The 17,162-nt window shown below is 66.4% G+C and carries 18 protein-coding genes; 12 read left to right on the top strand and 6 right to left on the bottom strand.

Annotation, left to right across the window (positions count from 1 at the left end):
• Nucleotides 1–105: 105 nt before the first annotated feature.
• Both NCW75_00235 and NCW75_00230 read left to right on the top strand, forming a co-directional pair.
• Entirely contained in the window at nt 106–360 is a 255-nt protein-coding gene (locus NCW75_00235; protein ID UYV12733.1) for a DNA-directed RNA polymerase subunit omega, read from the top strand.
• A gap of 9 nt (nt 361–369) precedes the next feature.
• Nucleotides 370–948: a hypothetical protein gene (locus NCW75_00230; GenBank protein UYV12732.1), complete on the top strand. Its 579-nt coding sequence runs from the start codon at nt 370–372 to the stop codon at nt 946–948.
• Between the two features lie 3 nt (nt 949–951).
• Here NCW75_00230 and NCW75_00225 read toward each other — a convergent pair whose 3' ends face one another.
• Nucleotides 952–1,899 (bottom strand): ChaN family lipoprotein, encoded by a 948-nt coding sequence (locus NCW75_00225; protein ID UYV12731.1) that lies wholly within the window; start codon nt 1,897–1,899, stop codon nt 952–954.
• 86 nt (nt 1,900–1,985) lie between these two features.
• On the opposite strand from NCW75_00225, the gene NCW75_00220 reads away from it, so the two are divergent.
• From NCW75_00220 to NCW75_00205, 4 genes are all read left to right on the top strand, one after another.
• Nucleotides 1,986–3,035: a DMT family transporter gene (locus tag NCW75_00220; GenBank protein ID UYV12730.1), complete on the top strand. Its 1,050-nt coding sequence runs from the start codon at nt 1,986–1,988 to the stop codon at nt 3,033–3,035.
• An 89-nt stretch (nt 3,036–3,124) separates the two neighbouring features.
• Nucleotides 3,125–3,799 (top strand): RNA polymerase sigma factor, encoded by a 675-nt coding sequence (locus tag NCW75_00215; GenBank protein UYV12729.1) that lies wholly within the window; start codon nt 3,125–3,127, stop codon nt 3,797–3,799.
• Between the two features lie 25 nt (nt 3,800–3,824).
• The gene (locus NCW75_00210; GenBank protein ID UYV12728.1) at nt 3,825–6,527 is read left to right on the top strand and encodes a protein kinase; all 2,703 of its coding nucleotides are present in this window, start codon (nt 3,825–3,827) and stop codon (nt 6,525–6,527) included.
• Between the two features lie 90 nt (nt 6,528–6,617).
• Nucleotides 6,618–8,144 carry a hypothetical protein gene (locus NCW75_00205; protein UYV12727.1) on the top strand — a complete coding sequence of 509 codons (1,527 nt, stop codon included), beginning with the start codon at nt 6,618–6,620 and terminating at the stop codon, nt 8,142–8,144.
• A gap of 1 nt (nt 8,145) precedes the next feature.
• Here NCW75_00205 and bcp read toward each other — a convergent pair whose 3' ends face one another.
• Nucleotides 8,146–8,655 (bottom strand): thioredoxin-dependent thiol peroxidase, encoded by a 510-nt coding sequence (bcp, locus tag NCW75_00200; GenBank protein ID UYV12726.1) that lies wholly within the window; start codon nt 8,653–8,655, stop codon nt 8,146–8,148.
• Between the two features lie 62 nt (nt 8,656–8,717).
• Nucleotides 8,718–9,269 carry a hypothetical protein gene (locus NCW75_00195; protein ID UYV12725.1) on the bottom strand — a complete coding sequence of 184 codons (552 nt, stop codon included), beginning with the start codon at nt 9,267–9,269 and terminating at the stop codon, nt 8,718–8,720.
• Between the two features lie 63 nt (nt 9,270–9,332).
• Between NCW75_00195 and NCW75_00190 the strand changes: the two genes are divergently transcribed.
• From NCW75_00190 to NCW75_00165, 6 genes are all read left to right on the top strand, one after another.
• Entirely contained in the window at nt 9,333–9,863 is a 531-nt protein-coding gene (locus NCW75_00190; GenBank protein ID UYV12724.1) for a hypothetical protein, read from the top strand.
• Nucleotides 9,864–10,000: 137 nt separating this feature from the next.
• A complete protein-coding gene (locus tag NCW75_00185; GenBank protein UYV12723.1) occupies nt 10,001–11,725 on the top strand; it encodes a hypothetical protein in 1,725 nt (574 codons plus the stop codon).
• Nucleotides 11,726–11,847: 122 nt separating this feature from the next.
• On the top strand, nt 11,848–12,639 hold the full coding sequence (gene folP, locus NCW75_00180) for a dihydropteroate synthase (protein UYV14204.1): 792 nt from the start codon (nt 11,848–11,850) through the stop codon (nt 12,637–12,639).
• A 131-nt stretch (nt 12,640–12,770) separates the two neighbouring features.
• Complete coding sequence (trxA, locus tag NCW75_00175; GenBank protein UYV12722.1) at nt 12,771–13,109, top strand: thioredoxin; 339 nt, start codon at nt 12,771–12,773, stop codon at nt 13,107–13,109.
• Nucleotides 13,110–13,147: 38 nt separating this feature from the next.
• On the top strand, nt 13,148–14,305 hold the full coding sequence (locus tag NCW75_00170) for a Gfo/Idh/MocA family oxidoreductase (GenBank protein UYV12721.1): 1,158 nt from the start codon (nt 13,148–13,150) through the stop codon (nt 14,303–14,305).
• 141 nt (nt 14,306–14,446) lie between these two features.
• Nucleotides 14,447–15,886 (top strand): S1 RNA-binding domain-containing protein, encoded by a 1,440-nt coding sequence (locus NCW75_00165; protein UYV12720.1) that lies wholly within the window; start codon nt 14,447–14,449, stop codon nt 15,884–15,886.
• Nucleotides 15,887–15,901: 15 nt separating this feature from the next.
• Here the strand turns inward: NCW75_00165 and NCW75_00160 are convergent, their stop codons facing one another.
• Genes NCW75_00160 through NCW75_00150 form a run of 3 tightly spaced genes read right to left on the bottom strand, consistent with a single transcriptional unit; the run spans nt 15,902 to nt 17,147 of the window.
• Nucleotides 15,902–16,345, bottom strand: coding sequence for a hypothetical protein (locus NCW75_00160; GenBank protein ID UYV12719.1), 444 nt, complete (start codon nt 16,343–16,345; stop codon nt 15,902–15,904).
• A 35-nt stretch (nt 16,346–16,380) separates the two neighbouring features.
• Entirely contained in the window at nt 16,381–16,842 is a 462-nt protein-coding gene (gene dut / locus NCW75_00155) for a dUTP diphosphatase (protein ID UYV12718.1), read from the bottom strand.
• Nucleotides 16,839–17,147 carry a hypothetical protein gene (locus tag NCW75_00150; GenBank protein ID UYV12717.1) on the bottom strand — a complete coding sequence of 103 codons (309 nt, stop codon included), beginning with the start codon at nt 17,145–17,147 and terminating at the stop codon, nt 16,839–16,841. The genes dut and NCW75_00150 overlap by 4 nt, the downstream gene beginning before the upstream one ends.
• Nucleotides 17,148–17,162 lie beyond the last annotated feature (15 nt).

Below are 17,162 nucleotides of genomic sequence, written 5' to 3'. Positions count from 1 at the left end.
GGCCTACTATTGGGTTCTTCGCCAAGGACAGCCCAGCGCCACCCGGCGATCCGGTGTGGGTGCTGATTGTGCGTGCTGTGCATCATCTGGGAGCCCCCAACAGCCATGATCGAAGCCCTCAAGAGCAACGAGATCGCCAACAAGGTCGGCGGCCGCTTCAAGCTGACCGTGCTGATCCAGCGCCGCCTGGTCGAGCTGCTGGACGGCTCGCGGCCGCTGGTCGACCGCAAGGGCCGCAGCGACCTCGAGGTGGTGATCGACGAGATCATGCAGGACAAGATCACGCTCGAGTTCGTCGAGCCGGTGACGGCCGACGAGCTGCCGCCCGCGCCCACGCGGTCGCGCGAAGCGCTGCTCTAAGCGAATCGAATGGCGGCCCAGCCCCAAGCCGACCTGACCGGCCGCCGTGTCCTCATCGGCGTGACCGGGGGCATCGCCGCGTACAAGACGGCCACGGTGGTCAGCCGCCTGAGCCAGCGCGGGTGCGACGTGCGCGTGGCGATGACCGAGGCGGCCACGAAGTTCGTCACGCCGCTCACGTTCGAGTCACTGAGCGGCAACCCGGTGGTCACCGGCGTGTGGGACCACCACGACCCGGGCGACGTGCAGCACGTGAACCTGGCCGACCGTGTTAATCTGGCGCTGATCGCACCATGCACGATGGACTGCCTCGCGCGATTGGTGCACGGCCACACCAGCGATCCGATCACGCTCATCCTGAGCGCCATCGATCGCGCAAAGATACCCGTGCTGCTGTCGCCCTCGATGAACAGCGTGATGCTGGCCCAGCCCAGCACGCAACGGAATATTGCACAACTTCGTGAAGATGGCTATCAGATCCTCGACGCCGAGAGCGGGTGGCAGGCGTGCCGGCACGTGGGGCCGGGGCGGATGCCCGAGGCGGAGACGCTGATCGAGGTTGTTACTGAGGCGTTATTACGTCGTTAGAAACTACGAGCCATCGCTCTCATCCTGATCGGCCGGCCCGACGTAGATCACGATATCGCCCCGCCCTTTGTCCTCTTCGGCCAATTCTTCGCTCCAGCGATCGACCATCACGATGCTCAGCACGTCGGCGCCGGGGCGCATGCGCTCCAGGTAGTGGCGCGTGGCGCCGTCGAACTCGACGTGGAAGCGGCCGATGACCAGGGCGACGGGCTCGTGGCCAGCCTTGAGCGCGGTCGCCACGCTGTCGGCCATAGTGGCGTCCCACATGAGTTGCGAGCGGAGGAAGTCTTCTGGGCCCGACTCGCCGTGCATCATGTCGGGGCCGCCCATGAGATCGATGAAGCGGTCGCGGTAGGCTTGGGGTCCGTCGCCCCGCGGCAGCACGAACGTCGACCGCTGCGCTGGGCTGAGGTCGCGGAGGTGGTCGTACCCCTCGGTGCGCGCGAGGCGGACGTAGCGGCGCGGGGCGTTGGCGGCGATGACCACGCCGCCGGCGTCCTTAGTCACGTTGAACATCGCCTGGTGGCCCTCTGGGAAGTTCGTCGCACTGCGGCCGGACTTCTTGATAAAGTCTTCCTCTTCGACCATGCCGCCGAGGTATTCGTCGATGGCGAGCTGCTGGTCGCGCTCGAAGAATTCGAGGAGGAGGGCGGGGGTCTCGTCGCGGTCGCGGACGCTCAGCATGTCCTTCCAGATCGCGGCGGCGACGGGGAGGCCAACGGGGTGGCCGTGGAGTTCGCCGAAGAGGACGGCGTCGGCATCGGTGGTGATCTGGTCGAGCTGGTAGTCAGCGATCTCTTTCCCCGTATTGCCATCGAACGCCTTCACGCTTGTCTGGGCAACTTGATCGCGGTACCCGTGGGGAATGACCGGATCAATCATCGTGTGCATGCAACCACCAAGAAACATCTTGGTCGCGGCGATCAGGGTGAGCAGGAGTTGTCGTTGCATGGTTCCTCCACGGCGTGAGATGGGATTGACCGCCCCTGTTCTATGCTTGGGCCCCGTACCCCGCCGCCCCAGTCGGAGCCACACCCTTGGACCCCACCACCTACGCCGGCTTCGCCGCCGGGCTAGCCACCAGCCTGCTCTGGGCGCTCACCAGCCTGTGCTTTGCCGCGGGTGGGCGGCGGATCGGGCCCACGCTGGTCAACGGGCTGCGGCTGTACGTGGCCATCGTGCTGCTGACGGGCATGGTGTGGGTCACGACCGGCGATCTGTGGCCCGTGCTCAACGACCGGCAGTTCATCCTGCTTGCGGTCTCGTCGCTGGTGGGCATCGTGATCGGCGACCAGGCGTTGTTCACCGCCTTTGTCGACATCGGCCCTCGCCTGAGCCTGCTGATGATGAGCACGGCCCCGATCTGGGCGGCCGTGCTGGGGTGGATCGTGCTGGACGAGGCGTTGGCGTGGCCGGCGGTGCTGGGCATCTCGGTCACCATCGCGGGCGTGGCGTGGGTCATCATGGAGCGGCCCACGATGCGGGCCGACGAGCAGGCCCACCCGCACCGGGTTCGGGGGATCATTCTGGCTCTGGTTGGCTCCATGTGCCAGGGCGGCGGGCTGCTGCTGAGCAAGGCCGGCATGGGGCACGGGTGGATGGCCGAGGAGGCCCACATGGCCCCGCTGCCCGCCACGCAGGTGCGCATCGCGGTGGCCATCGTGTGCATGACGCCGGTGCTGATCGCCCGCTGGCGGTACCAGGCCAGCCGCAAGGCGATCAAGATCCCGCCGCGGACCCTCAAGATCGGGCTGGTGTTCACGGCCCTCGGCGCGTTCGTGGGGCCGTTCTTGGGCATGTGGATGAGCCTCGTGACGGCCGACCTGACGCCGGTGGCGGTGGCTCAGACACTGTGCTCGCTAGCACCGGTCATGATCCTGCCGATGGTGGCCTGGCAAGGGGACAGGGTTTCCCCACGTGCTGTCCTGGGGGCCTGCGTGGCCGTTGGCGGCGTGGCCTTGCTGGCCCTGCTGCCGCTGGTGATGCCAGAAAGTTGGACAAAAAGCGGCGACGCGCGTGAGTCGGGCGACCCGGCTGCGCTGCCCAAGGCATGGTCTCCACCCGAAACGCCAGATTCGCTGGAATGATGCCCAACGTTCGGGACACCGAACCTCAGGGGAAACGCGGCCCCGCCGGTTACAATCCTCGAGACGAACGATTCCGGGGGGAACCGACCATGATCCAGGACCAGCCCAATCGTGACGGCAAGGCGGACGGCGCGTCCGATCCGTGCGAGGCGTTGCTGAAACAGGCCATCCGGGGCGACCGCAACGCGCTCATCGAACTCCTGGAGCAATGCGCCCCGATGCTGCGAGCACGGCTGGAGGGCAAGATCCCAGCCGCGCTGAAGGTGACCGTGGAGGCCGACGACGTGCTGCAGGTCACCTACATCGAGGTGGTCGGGCGGATCTCGCAGTTCAAGACCGGGGGCATGGGCGGCTTCCGGGCGTGGGTGTCCCGCGTGGCCGAGAATAACCTGCTCGACGCCATCCGTGCCGCGCAGGCGGCCAAACGGCCCGACCCGGCCAAGCGCGCCCACACGCCGCGCAACGCCGACGACTCGGCGGCCACGCTCATCGAGGTGCTCGCGGGCGACAGCAAGGCCACCCCCTCGCGCTTCGCGGCGCGCGGCGAGGCGGTGATGGCGATGGAGCGCATGCTGGCCACACTACCGGCCGACTACGCCAGGGTCATCCGCCTGTACGACCTCGCGGGCCACACGATCGAAGAAGTCGCCAAGGAGATGGGCCGCTCGACTGGTGCGGTGTTCATGCTCCGGGCCCGCGCGCACGATCGCCTCCGCGACGCCATGGGCGACGAGGGGCAGTACTTCTCACGAGCGGGCAGCTAGAGGCCCACGGAACCGGATGCCGCCGATGGACGATACGCCAAGCCAGGGAAGTGACCAAGGGCCCACGCCCCCCGATGACGCTGCGCCCACGAATAAGGGCGGCTCCAGCAGCGAGCGCAAGCTCATCGAGGCGGCCTTCGAGGGCGCCCAGCCCGCCAGCGGCTGGCCCGAGACGTCCACCGCGTGGTTCGAGGGTGCGCCCCTGCCGCCGCATGGCGCGTTTCCCGGCTATGACATCGTGCGCGAGATCCACCGTGGCGGGCAGGGCGTGGTGTACCAGGCCGTCCAGCTCAGCACGCGGCGGCACGTGGCGATCAAGGTCATGCACTCGGGGCCGTTCATGGGCTCGTCGGGCCGCGCGCGGTTCGAGCGTGAGGTGCAGGTGCTCGGGCAGCTCGATCACCCCAACATCGTGGGCATCCACGACAGCGGGGTGACCAAGGACGGCTCGTGCTTCTACGTGATGGACTACATCAGCGGCAAGCCGCTGGACAAGCTCTTGGCCGAGGGGCAACTGCCCATCCGCGAATCGCTGAAGCTGTTCGCCAAGATCTGCGATGCCGTCAACGCCGCCCACCTCAAGGGCGTCATCCACCGAGACCTCAAGCCGGCCAACATCCGCATCGACAAGCACGGCGAGCCCATCGTCGTCGATTTTGGTCTAGCCAAACTGGCCATCCCCGACCTCGACGAAGAGGGCAGCGGCAAGCTGATGAGCATGACCGGGCAGTTCATCGGTTCGCTGCCTTGGGCCAGCCCCGAGCAGGCCGAGGGCTCGCCCAGCAACATCGACGTGCGCACCGACGTGTACTCGCTGGGCGTGATCTTGTACCAGTTGCTCACCAACCGTTTCCCCTACGAAGTCCTGGGCAACATGCGGGACGTGCTGGACAACATCGTGCGCGCCGAGCCGGCGCGACCCAGTACCATTCGACGCAAGATCAACGATGAGGTCGAGACGATCGTCCTCAAGTCCCTGTCGAAGCAGCGTGAACGCCGCTACCAGAGCGCGGGCGAACTCGGGCGGGACGTCCACCGCTTCCTCGAGGGCCAGCCCATCGAGGCCAAGCGGGATAGCGGCTGGTATGTCATCACCAAGACGCTCAAGCGGTACCAAGCGCCCGTCGCGGTGGCCGGTGGTTCGCTGGTGGCGCTCATCGTGTTCGCGGTGGTGATCACGGTGTTGTACGAGGACGCCAAGACGGCTCGCGGCATCGCCGAACAAGAGACCATCGCCGCGAATCTGGCGCGCTCCGCAGAAGCCGAACAGCGACAATTGGCCGAGTCTCGTCTCGAAAACGCGTACGACCTCACCGGCACGATGCTCACGGACTTCTACGACGCGATCCGTGATCTACGCGGGGCGACAGCGGCGAAGCTCGCGCTCGCCGAGAACGCTGTGGCAACGCTCGATGGCCTCGAAGCCGAGGCGGAAGGGGATCCGCAGCGGCTGCTGTTGATCGGTCGCGGTCGGTTGCGGCTTGGGATGTTGTACGCGGGGCGGGCGGAGTTCCATCGGGTCGGAAGGCCGGACGAGGGGCCTGCGCTGTACGAATCCGCTCTGGCGATCGCTGATGGCCTGATCGCCGAGGGGGCCTCGTTGACCGAGGCACGTGTGCTGCGGGCCAGAACGCTCGCGGCGATCTCGCACGCTCGCAGGCTGCAGAAGGACTACCTGGGCTCGAGCAAAGCCATCGATGAGGCCATCGATGAGGCCGACCGCGCTCTTCGGCTTGTTGGCCCGGATTCGGAGCTGCGAGCGAACATCGAGTACCTCCGCGCCGACAGCATGCTGGAACGCGGGAACACACAGGTCGAGCGTGGTATGGCCGTCGCGAGTACTGATGAGGCCACGGCCCGTGAGATCGCCCAACGAGCCCGCGATGCGTTCGAGCAGGCGCAACGGGCGTTCCAGTCGATGATCGACCGAACGGTCGACGTCGATCGCGGCGAACTCGGCGTTTCGCGGGCACTGGTGCGGCTTGCCGAATGGACGATTCGCAGCGTCACGTTTGACAACGCGCAACTGGAATCCGTCGACCACCAGGAGATGCTCGATCGTCTCGATCGGGCGATGGCATTGCTCGATCGGGCCGTGGCGCTCATCGAGGGGCTCGAGACGCGTGACCCGAAGAGTGCGGTGTATCCGCGTGATCGGCTGATGGCCGACGAGGGATGGGCCAAGGCCATGCGTGTCCGTGGCGCGCAGCTCGATGCCCTGGCCGAACAGCAGCCGGAGCGGTCGGAGGAACTCGCACGGGATGCCAAGGAGGCGCGTCAGCAGTCGATCAGCATGCTCGAAGACGCCGTCGCTCGTGGGCAGCAAGCATTCAATGCCGACGAAGCGAACGTGACTCTGGCGCGCCGGTTGGCGATGCTGACCGGCCAACTCGGCCAGAGCTATCAGGAAGCCGGACAACTCGACAACGCCCGGCGAAAGTTCGACGAATCGATCCATCTTCGTGAGGCGTCGGCCGCGATCGACCCAACATCGCAGCACTTCAACGACGCCGTCGTGGGTTGGTATCGCCTCGGCGTGTTCCACGAGCGCCGGGCCGGCGAGCCCGATCCCTCACAGGACGAATTACGGGCTGCTCTCGATGCATTCACCAAAGCGCGCGAGTTTGCGGAAAAACAGATCGAATTGGGCATACCGCCCGATAACACACACCTCGAAGACGTTCAAGACCTAATAGACGGCGTACGGGCACGAATGTCTGCCGGGTAATACTACATATTGCCCTTGAGTCTAAAGACGCTCCTTGGTATCTTCCATCATGAGGAGCAAGCCGCTTGAGGGCGGATTGGGAGAGATGACATGACCAAGATGCGTATTCCCCGGGCGGCCACCGCCGCCGGCGTTGTGTTGCTGGCGGGCCAATCGGCTATCGGTCAGATCGACTCGACGTGGGTCGATGATACTTCGGGTTCCTGGAGCGACGCCGGGCGTTGGAGCACGCCCGACTTCCCCACCGCCCGTGGGCCGGACCGCTACCGCGCCATCATCGATTTCGATTCCGGTGGTCCGTACACCATCGGCCTCGCAGCCGATATCGACCTGGACTTCCTCCGCTTCACGAGCGGCGACGCGACCATCGACGGCGGTAGCGTGGGCACGATCGTGGTGCGCACCGATATCGAGTTTGGTGATGCAACCGTGCGCGCTTTGTCCGAACTCATGAGCGAGGGCACGCTGCGATTCAGCGGCGACATTCTCTGTGAGATCGACGACACACCGGCATGCCACGTCGGTGGCGCAGCGCGGAAGACCGGCCTGGGCGACATCCGCTTCTCGGGCACCACCATCTTCGAGACGGGTGCCACCTCGACATTCACCATCGAGAACTCCGGAGACTTCGTTGGAGATTCGACCGCAGTGTTCCGAAATGGCGGCACGCTCACCAAGGAATCGGCCGGTCTCACCCTTATCGATGGGGTGGGCTTCGAGAACACCGGCACCGTCATCGTCGAGCAGGGCACGCTGCGTATCACCAACCCGATCCTGCCGGCCCCGACCACGCTCGGCCCGGCGGTCTACGACATCGGCAATGGCGCCACGCTGGATTTGCCCGGCACGACGATCGCCACGAACCAGGCCGACGTGATCTTCCGCAGCTCAGATTCGGTGTTCTCCCAGTTCTCGGGTGTCGACCTGAACCAGGGCCTGGTGCAGGCCGAGGGTGGGGCCGACGTGTTCTTCGCACCCCCCGGCGGGCTGACCAACGAGGGCGAGCTTATTGCCGACGGCACAGGTTCGTCCATCACCGCCATGAGCGTCATCGACAACAACGGCGGGATGGTCACGGTCCTCAACGGCGGCGTGGTGACCGCGGGCGGCGGTGCCAGCACTTTGAACAACAATGGCGGCGTTGTCCAGGGGAACGGCACGGTCCAGGCCTCGTCGTTTATCAACGACGGGCTGGTCAGCCCGGGCAACTCGCCCGGCGTGCTGGTGACCCAGGCCCCCGGCAGTGGCAGCCATGTGTACGAGCAGACCGCGGGCGGCTCGCTGCTGATTGAAATCGCCGGCCGCGTGCCTGGTGTTGGCCACGACGTGCTCGACGTGCGGGGCATCGCCTTGATGGACGGCACGCTCGAGCTCGAGTTCTCGCCGTTCACGGGCGAGCCGCCGGTGCAGCCGGGCGATCAGTTCCAGATTGTGTTGGCCGATGGCATCGATGGCCTCTTCCGCGACGTGCAGCTCAGGGGTTTGGGACTTGAGGGCCAGGTCGACGTGTTCTTTAATCCCGGTGCCATCCTCGTTGTGGTACGTGAAGTCCCGACACCGGGCGCGCTGGCCTTGCTCGGATTGGGCGGCCTGATCGCCACGCGTCGCCGCCGCTGAATCAGGCGAGTTCTTTCAACGCTTCGGCCACCTCATCGATGTGGCCGGGCACCTTCACCTTGCTCCACACGCGGGCGATCTTGCCCTGCGCGTCGATCAGGAAGGTCGTGCGGTTGATGCCCATGTAGGTGCGGCCGTACATGCTCTTCTCGATCCAGACGCCGTACTTCTGGGCGATGGCGGGGTCGGGCTTGCCGGCGTCGTTCTCGCGGTCGTCGGCCAGCAGGGGGAAGTTCAGGTCGTTCTTGCTGGCGAACTTGGCCTTGCTCTTGGTGTTCAGGATGCTGATGCCCAGCACGGCCGCACCGAGCTTCTCGAAAGCGGGCAACCGATCGCGGAAGTCGCAGGCCTCCTGCGTGCAGCCGCTCGTGTCGTCCTTGGGATAGAAGAACAGCACCACGGGCTTGCCGGCGTAATCGCTCAAGGCGTGGGTGTTGCCGTCCTGGTCTTGCAGCTTGAACGCCGGTGCCTTCCGGCCGGCCTTGATGGGTTCGATTGCGGTGGTGGCCATGCGAAGTACTCCTTGGGGTTCCCAAGGAGCGTACCGCGATCACGAGCCTCGCTGCGGATCGTTCAGGAAAGCACCCAGCGGATGAGCGTGGCCGCGAGGACGACCCCCACCATCATCGCGATGCCGAAGCGGGCGGCGATGGGCAGGCCGGCCGGCGTGGGCGTGTGGGCGGGGCGGATGAGCGGGAGCCGCTCGGCGGTGGCCAGGCCCAGGGGCTCCTCGCCGCAGCGGGCCGAGTCCTGGACGATGGCGATGATGAGGTTGGCGTCGAACTGGCGGAGGCCCAGGTGGCTGGCCTGGTTCAGGAGTCGGTCCCGGGATTCGGGCCTGAGGATTGCCGCCCGGCCGCCCTCGAGGCTGGCCGCGACGCGGCAGGCGAGCACCCACCGTGCGTCCACCGCGTCGATGGCGGCGGCCTGTCGGTTAGCCCGGGCGACTTCGAGTTCTCGGGCGGCCTGGCGGGCCGCCTCGCTGGGGCGTTCGACGGCCGGCGCGGCAGCGACGAGCGCGGCCGCTGCCCTGGCGACGTTGCGTTGGGGCAACGCCGTTGCCCCGGCACCACGCGGGTTGCCGACGAGACGCAACGAATGGCTTGTTCCGGTCGAATCCCTCATCGTGTGGGCAGGATTGCACATCTCGTGCCGAACCGTCGCGAACCGGCCGATACACTGGCCAGCATGACCCAAGGGGACTCCCAACCCAACCAGCCCGCAGGAACGGACGATCAGTCCGGCGATGGGCTCGCGGACATCCGGGTTCCCCTGACCACGGAGCAAGTGCTCGAACGCCTGGGGCGGGCGGCCCGGCGGGGCAAGCTACCCGAATACGCCCGCGGCGGGCCCGAGAACGCGCTGTTTCGCGCCAGCGCACTGGGCCATCCTTTCGACCGTGACTTGCTGGGATGGGCCGAGCGGGACGGCGACGGGGTCCGCCTTCGCTTCGGCCTCCATTGGCGGAAGAAGATCCCCATCATCTACATCGCGGCCCTCGTCCTGACGGTCGAGCCCGGGCGGTACTTTCTGGACGTGATGATCCCCGGCTCGTGGGGCTGGGGATCGATCATGTGGTGGTACTACCCGCTCACGATCATCTCGATCCCGTTCATGTGGTTGAGTTTTGTTCGGAAATCAAGGAAATCGACGATGGAGACGGCCCGGGAAAGCCACGAGGCGATCCGGACGATCCTGAACGATGGGGTGGCGGATTAGCATCGCCCCGGAGGCGGTTGGCCTGACCCGAGGAAAGGTCGGGACGTAAGTTCCGATAGACTATGGATCGCAAGCGCGTGGCCGGGCCACGCTGACAGCACAGCAACGCGGGCCCAACGGAGGCCAGGAGGAATCGCATGTTCAAGTCTGTTCGTTCGTTTGATGGCCTGACCGGGCGAGTCGCGTGTGTTGTTTCGGCTTGCGGGATGGCTATCTCCGCCCCCGCTCTGGCGACCCCGGTGGTGCTGGACTATGTGCCCGAGGACGCGATGGGCGTGGTGGCGATCAACAACCTAGGCGGTGCCATGGGCGACATGCGGGCGTTCATGGACGCCAGCAGCGTGCCGCTGATGGGCGGCGAGATGCAGGCCATGCTGGCCGAGGTTGACGGCGTGGGCGTCAACGCGGGCGGTTCGGCCGCGTTCTTCTTCACGGGTGGGCCCGATGGTGAGAGCATCATGCTGCTTCCCGTCACGAGCTACAAGGAGTTCGTCACCGCCCGCGGCGGCGTGGGCGCGGGCGTCGAGGAGATCAATTTCGGCGGGCAGGACGCGTTTGTGAAGCAGGTGAGCGACAGCTACATCGCGATGAGCGACAACGACCTGACCCTCGAAGATTGGGAGCCCACCAAGGGCCACCAGGCCGCGCACGTGAGCGCGATGGGCACGCGATCGCAGGCCGCCGCCGAGTCCGCCGACGTGTTCATCATGGGTTCGATCGCTTCCTTGGCCGCCGACTGGCGTGAGAGTTACGAGGGCATGAAGGGCATGGCCATGATGATGGGCGGCCCCGAGGCGGCCCAAGGATTTGCGGCCGCGGATCCGCTCGTCGCGGCTTTCCTGACCGATGCCCAGGCCGGCGTCATCGCCATCGACTTCGAAAACGATGGGGTGACCGCCCGGCTCTTGAGCAGATTCAAGGAGGGCTCGCTGCTGGCCGGCCTGTTCCAAGGCAAGTCGAGTACAGAGGGGTTGCTCGATAGCCTGCCCGATATGCCGTTCGGGCTCGCGCTCTCGTTCGATACGTCCTCGCCGGGCATGAAGAGCATCATGTCGATGGTGGAAGAGGGCGCCGGCGATCAGCAGCCCGCGCAGGCCCAGGCCATGATGGACGCGATGAAGAATTCGAGCGGCGGCGCCATCGTGCTGGGCGCACCTTCGATGCAGGAGATGAGCATCGGAGCCGGCGCATTCGTTCGCAGCGCGGCGTACTACCGCTCCGCCGAGCCCGCCAAGCTCCAGAAGGCCATGGCCGAGGGCATGCTCGCGGCCGATGGTCAGACGGTCGAGCAGGACGGCATGACCATCACCACCACAACGAGCTACCGGCCCGAGGCGCGCACCATCGAGGGCGTGACCGTCGACGAGTGGGGCGTGGCCACCAACATCGAGGGTGAGGCCAACGAGCAGGCCATGCAGGCCCAGATGGCCATGAGCATGATCTTCGGCAGCAACGGCCTGGGCGGATACGTCGCTCCCGCCAAGGACGGCGTGGTCATGACCATGTCGCGCAACAGCCAGATGCTCACCCAGACCCTGGGCACGGCCAACAACGGCGGCGGCCTGGGCAGCGGCGACAGCATCGGCGCCGTCTCGGCCAAGTTGCCCAACAACCGCGCGTTCGAGTTGTACATCGGCGTTGACCACCTCATGGGCATCGGCGCCGCGTTCCTGGGCGATATCCCCCCGATGCCGCCGGTGGGCATCGTCGCGGCCAGCGGTGACGGCACCGCCGAGATCGCGTTGCACATCTCGCCCGCGGTCATTTCCAAGGGCATGGAACTCGGCATGATGTTCGGCGGCGCCATGGGCGGCCCGGGCATGGATTTCGAGGACGAGGGCGACGGCGGGCCGGCGTTCTGATCGAGTCCAGCCCCCAACCCAAGGCTTGGGCTTTAGCCCACGGACGCGCGGTCGCTCTTGAGCGGCCGCGCGTTGTTGCCATTCTGAATGCCACGCCCGACAGCTTCTACGACGGCGGCGAACTGCCCGACACGGGTACAGCCTTGGCGCGCGCGATGCAAGCGGTGCGTGGCGGGGCAGCCATGCTCGACGTCGGCGGCGAGAGCACTCGACCCGGTGCCGATCGAGTTTCGGCCCACGAGCAGATCGCGCGCGTGCTGCCGATTATCGGAGCCATCCGTGGATGCGATGACATGGACGTCGCTGGCATCCCGATCAGCGTGGACACCACGTTGGCCGAAGTCGCGAGGGCGGCCATCGATGCCGGCGCGGACGCGATCAACGACGTCTCGGGTGGCACCGAGGACCCCGCGTTGCTTGATTTGGCCGCGAGCACGGGCGCGGGTTTGGTGCTGATGCATCGCGGACCGGCTCCACCCAAGGACAAGTACGCCGACGAGTACGAACGCGAACCGGCGTACTCGGGCGGCGTGGTTAGAGCCGTGCGCAGGGCCTTGGCCGAACACACCGAGCGAGCGGTGGCCCACGGCGTGGCGCGTGAGAGAATTGTCATCGACCCGGGCCTGGGTTTTGGCAAGAGCGTGGAGCAGAACATGGACCTGCTTCGGCACGTCGGCGAACTCGCTGGAGTGGGTTTGCCGGTGTACGTTGGTGCCAGCCGGAAGCGGTTCGTTGGCCGCGTGTCGATCGGCGAGGCCAGCGAGCCGATGGAACGCCTGGCTGGATCGGTCGCCGTCACGGTGCTGGGAGCCCTGGGCGGTGCGCTGTTGCACCGTGTCCACGACGTGGCCCAGCACGTGCAGGCCTTATCGGTATTGGAAGCATGGAATGCTCGGGACGGATCGGGGGTTTGATAGAAGCACCCCCGTGGTGCCCCGAACCGAGTGGAAGGGACCGGACGGCTCGCTAGGATCGGTTGTCCGATCTCGGCCGGATTCGAGAGTAGGATGGGCCGCTGAGGCCCGCGAAACGCAAGGAGCGGCACATGGCCAACGAGCATGTTCAGGAGTTTACCGACGCTAACTTTGAGGCCGAGGTGCTCAAGAGCGACCAACCCGTTCTTGTCGATTTCTGGGCCGAATGGTGCATGCCCTGCCGGATGCTGGCCCCCACGGTCGACCAACTGGCCGAGGAGTTCTCCGGCAAGGCGAAGGTGGGCAAGCTGGATACCGATGCCAACCGCGAGGTTGCGGTGAAGTACGGCATCCACGCCATCCCCACGATTATCCTGTTCAAGGATGGCGAGCCCGTCGAGAAGTTCATCGGCCTGAAGAACCGCGACGAGCTCGCGGCGGCCATGAACGGGGCCGTCGGCGCGGCCTGACCCGAAGCCTTCCCCCCGAGCACGCGATACAGTCTCTGGTGACAACACCCAACCCCAATACCGGCAAGACCAACGGCGCCCGCTTGAGATGCGGGGCCGTGGGTGTCGGCCGCATGGGCCGCCATCACGCGCGCGTGTACGGCCAGCTCGCCGACACGGAACTGGTGGGCGTGGTGGACGCCAACCTGGACCGTGCCGGCGAGATGGCCGAGCAGTTCGGCGGAAAGGCGTTCGCCACGCTCGATGAACTGCTCGATGCGGGCGTCGACGCGGTGTCCATCGCCGCCCCCACAACCGCCCACCGCGACTTGGCCGAGCGCTGCATCAACGCGGGCGTGCACTGCCTGATCGAAAAGCCGCTAGCGGGCACGTCGGCGGACGCCGAGGCCATCCGCGACCTGGCCGAGCAGCGCGGCGTGGTGCTGATGGTTGGACACATCGAGCGGTTCAACCCGATCATGCGAGCGATGCAGCGGGCGACGGCGGCCGACCAATCGATCACGCCCCGCTTCATCGAGGTGCATCGCGTCAGCCCGATGACCTTCCGCAGCGTGGACATCGGCGTGGTCATGGACATGATGATCCATGATCTTGACGTCGTGCTCATGCTGATGGGCGGCACCGAGCCCGACGAAATCCAGGCCGCGGGCGTAGCCGTGGTGACCGAGCACGAGGACATCTGCAACGCCCGGCTAACCTGGCACAAGCCGAGCGGCGCGTGCGTGGCGAACATCACCGCCAGCCGCCTGGCACTCAAGACCGAGCGTGTCACGCGCATCACGGGCGAGAAGGCCTACATCAAGCTCGACTATGGCGCCAAGACCGGCGTCATCATCCGCCGAACGGCCAACGAGCTCCAGATGGGCGAGATCCGGGCCCAACTCCGCGGTGGGGCCGATCTGACGGATCTGAAGTGGGACGAGTTGGTCAACGTGGAGCAACTCGAGATCGACGACGGCGAGCCCATCGTGATGGAGATCCGGGCGTTCCTGGATGCGATCCACACGGGAAGCCCTCCGCCCATCGACGCGACGGCCGGCTTCGCCAACGTGCGGACGGCCCAACGCATCGTCGAATCGATCCATTCCATCATGGGCGATAACCTCGCCTCGGCCAACTCCAGCATCGACCTCAACATCGAGGTCTCGACCGAATCGGGCCAGGACGTGCCCGTCGGCCGGCCCGTGAGACGATGAGACCCGGCCCCTTTTCCAACGCATGGATGCCAGCCATAGCTAGACTTTCCCCACCGGTGGCCAGACCCGCCGGCAGTCCGAGCATCGTGCCTGACGACTGGCCGCCCAGTTCCACTTTTCACCCGTCCGGAATCCAAAGCCATGGCCGAAGAGCAGACCAGCACCCCCACCGATCCGTCGCCCTCGCCGGCTCAGCCCGCCCCCGAGGCGAGCGCTGCCAGCGAGAAGCCCAGTCCTGCTCCTCAGAGCACGCCCGATGCCGCGGCCACGAAACCGGCCGATGATGAAAGCGCGCCCGGTGGCATGCCCACAACCCAGCCGCTGAGCGACGAGTTGTCCAAGCAGATCGACGCGGCGATGGAAGCGTCGACGCCCGCCGACCAGGCCGGCCCGGGCAAAGGGATGGGCAAGGGCGGCAAGCCGGGCGGTATCCGCGGCCCTCGCGTCGTCGGCGGCCAGCCGTCCATGCGCACGGGCAAGGTCGTGAACGTCACCGAAAACGACATCTTCCTCGAGTTCGGCCCCAAGGAGCTCGGCATCGTCTCGCGCGACCAATGGCGCGAGGGCGAGAACCTGCCCGAAACCGGCCAGGAGCTCGAGGTCATCATCGAACGGTTTGACAAGGCCGAATCGATCTTCGTGTGCGCCCGGCCCGGCGCCATCCGCAAGGCCATCTGGGACACCCTGCAGAGCGGCCAGGTCATCGAGGCCACCTGCGTGGCCACCAACAAGGGCGGCCTGGAGATGGAGCTGGCCGGCGGGCACCGCGCCTTCCTGCCCGCCAGCCAGGTGGCCATCGAGCGCGTGAACGACCTGGACAAGTTCATCGGCCAGAAGCTCGAGTGCGAGGTGCAGCGCGTCGACCGCCGCGGCGGGGGCAACGTGGTGCTTAGCCGCCGGACGATCCTCGAGAAGGAGCGGGCCAAGGAAGCCGAGAAGCTCAAGGACACGCTGGCCGTAGGCCAGGTGGTCGAGGGCACCGTGCAGCGCATCGCGCCGTTCGGGGCGTTCGTCGACATCGGCGGCATCGACGGGCTCGTCCACGTGTCCGACCTCTCGCACGAGCGTATCGGCCAGGGCGAGGCCGCCGTCCGCAAGATGGTCAGCGAGGGCCAGCAGGTCCGCGTTGAGATCCTCAAGCTCGACTGGGAGAACCAGCGTATCGGGCTGGGCATGAAGCAGCTCCAGGCCGACCCGTACGCCGAGAAGATGGGCGCCATCGAAGAGGGCGCCGAGGTCTCGGGCCGCGTCACCAAGATCATGGACTTCGGCGCGTTCGTCGAATTGGCCCCGGGCGTCGAGGGGCTGATCCACATCTCCGAGCTCGACCACAAGCGTGTGAAGGCTGTGAGCGACGCGGTGAAGCCCGACGAGGTGGTGAACGTCAAGGTCTTGAGCGTCGACCCCGGCTCACGCCGCATCGGCCTGAGCATGAAGGCCCTCAAGCCGGCACCCGCGGGGGGGAAGGGCGGCAAGGGCGAGCGTGGCCCGAGCGCCGAGGAGATCCTCAAGGAGACGCCGCAACTGCGCCGGCTCCGCGAGAAGTTTGGTGGCGGCGGGCTCAGGGGCGGGCTGGGCTAAGCCTCCGGACTCGATTTACGCTTCGCTGATCCAGGTCATGTATTCTCGATATCGCTCAACCATGGGTTGGGCGATTTGCATGTTGTTTTGGAGTTTGATGGAGCAATATTGGGTCGCAAAGGGGTGATCCTCGCTCAAGTGCGAGCAGTACGCGGCACAGATCGCGAGAGATATATCCTGGCTCGAGTCGCGCATATCACAGTCAATGATGAGTGCGATGTTCAACACCGCCGCGATGACGGCATCGGGCGTGACCTTGCGATCGGCAGCGTGCGGGATCGAGCCCAGGCAGAACGCTTGGACTTCATCGGCCTGCAGGAAGGTCCAGTCCCGATACGAGCCCGGAGCCGATGCAAGCCGCTCGACGAGTGCAACTAGGTCGCCAAAGAGTTCAACACGGTCATCGGGATCAATCTCTTCGCGGTATGCCTGACAGAACGCCGTCCACTCGGTCTGCAAGCGGGTTGCTTCGCAAACGAGATTCACGAGTGACATCAGGAAGCCGCCACGCCTGTCGAACCAAATCCACCCACGCCGCGGATCGTCTCATCGAGATCCTCAACCACCACAACCTCGCACATCGCCACGGCGGCAATCACGAGCTGGGCGATGCGGTCGCCGTGCTCGATGGTCTGGGGTTCGCGCGAGAGGTTGATGAGCGCCACACGCAGCTCACCTCGATAGTCGGCGTCGATGGTGCCGGGCGCGTTTGGCACGGTGATGCCGCGCTTGGTGGCCAGGCCCGAGCGTGGGCGCACCTGGCCCTCGTAGCCGTCGGGGATCGCGATCGCCAAGCCAGTGGGCACGATGGCGATCTGGCCCGGGTCCAGGGTTAAGGAGGGTTGCTCTGTTGGCAGGCATGCTGCGAGGTCGAGGCCGGCGGCCTGCTCGCTCCCGCGCGTGGGGATGGTGGCCCGGTCGTCGAGGATTCGGAAGCGAACCGGCGGTGCGTTCATCGGGCGTTGGCCCAGTGCTTGGGGCCGCCCTTCACTTCGGTCATCGGCGAGAGGGATGCCAGTTGGCGGTCGACCGAGGCGACGATCCGTTCGGCGGCCTCGGCGGCGCGTTGCAGGCTCGTCGTGCCCGCGACGCGGCGGTAGGTATCCCCGCCCGGGCGCTCGGCCATGCGGGCCGCGCTCGCGTGCTGGGCCTGGCGCATCTCTTCGAGGGCGACGACGGCCCTGGCCCGCGTGGCGCGCAGGTCGGCAACCAGCGTGGAAAGATCTGCGGTTGGGATTTCGGTGGTGGTGGCGGTGGCCATTGTGTCTCGGGGTCG

It is taken from the genome of Phycisphaera sp. (assembly GCA_025916675.1).
In the GTDB taxonomy this organism is placed as follows: domain Bacteria; phylum Planctomycetota; class Phycisphaerae; order Phycisphaerales; family UBA1924; genus JAHCJI01.
The sequence above is the reverse complement of the archived record's forward strand: the minus strand, read 5'-3'. Positions and strand labels throughout refer to the sequence as shown.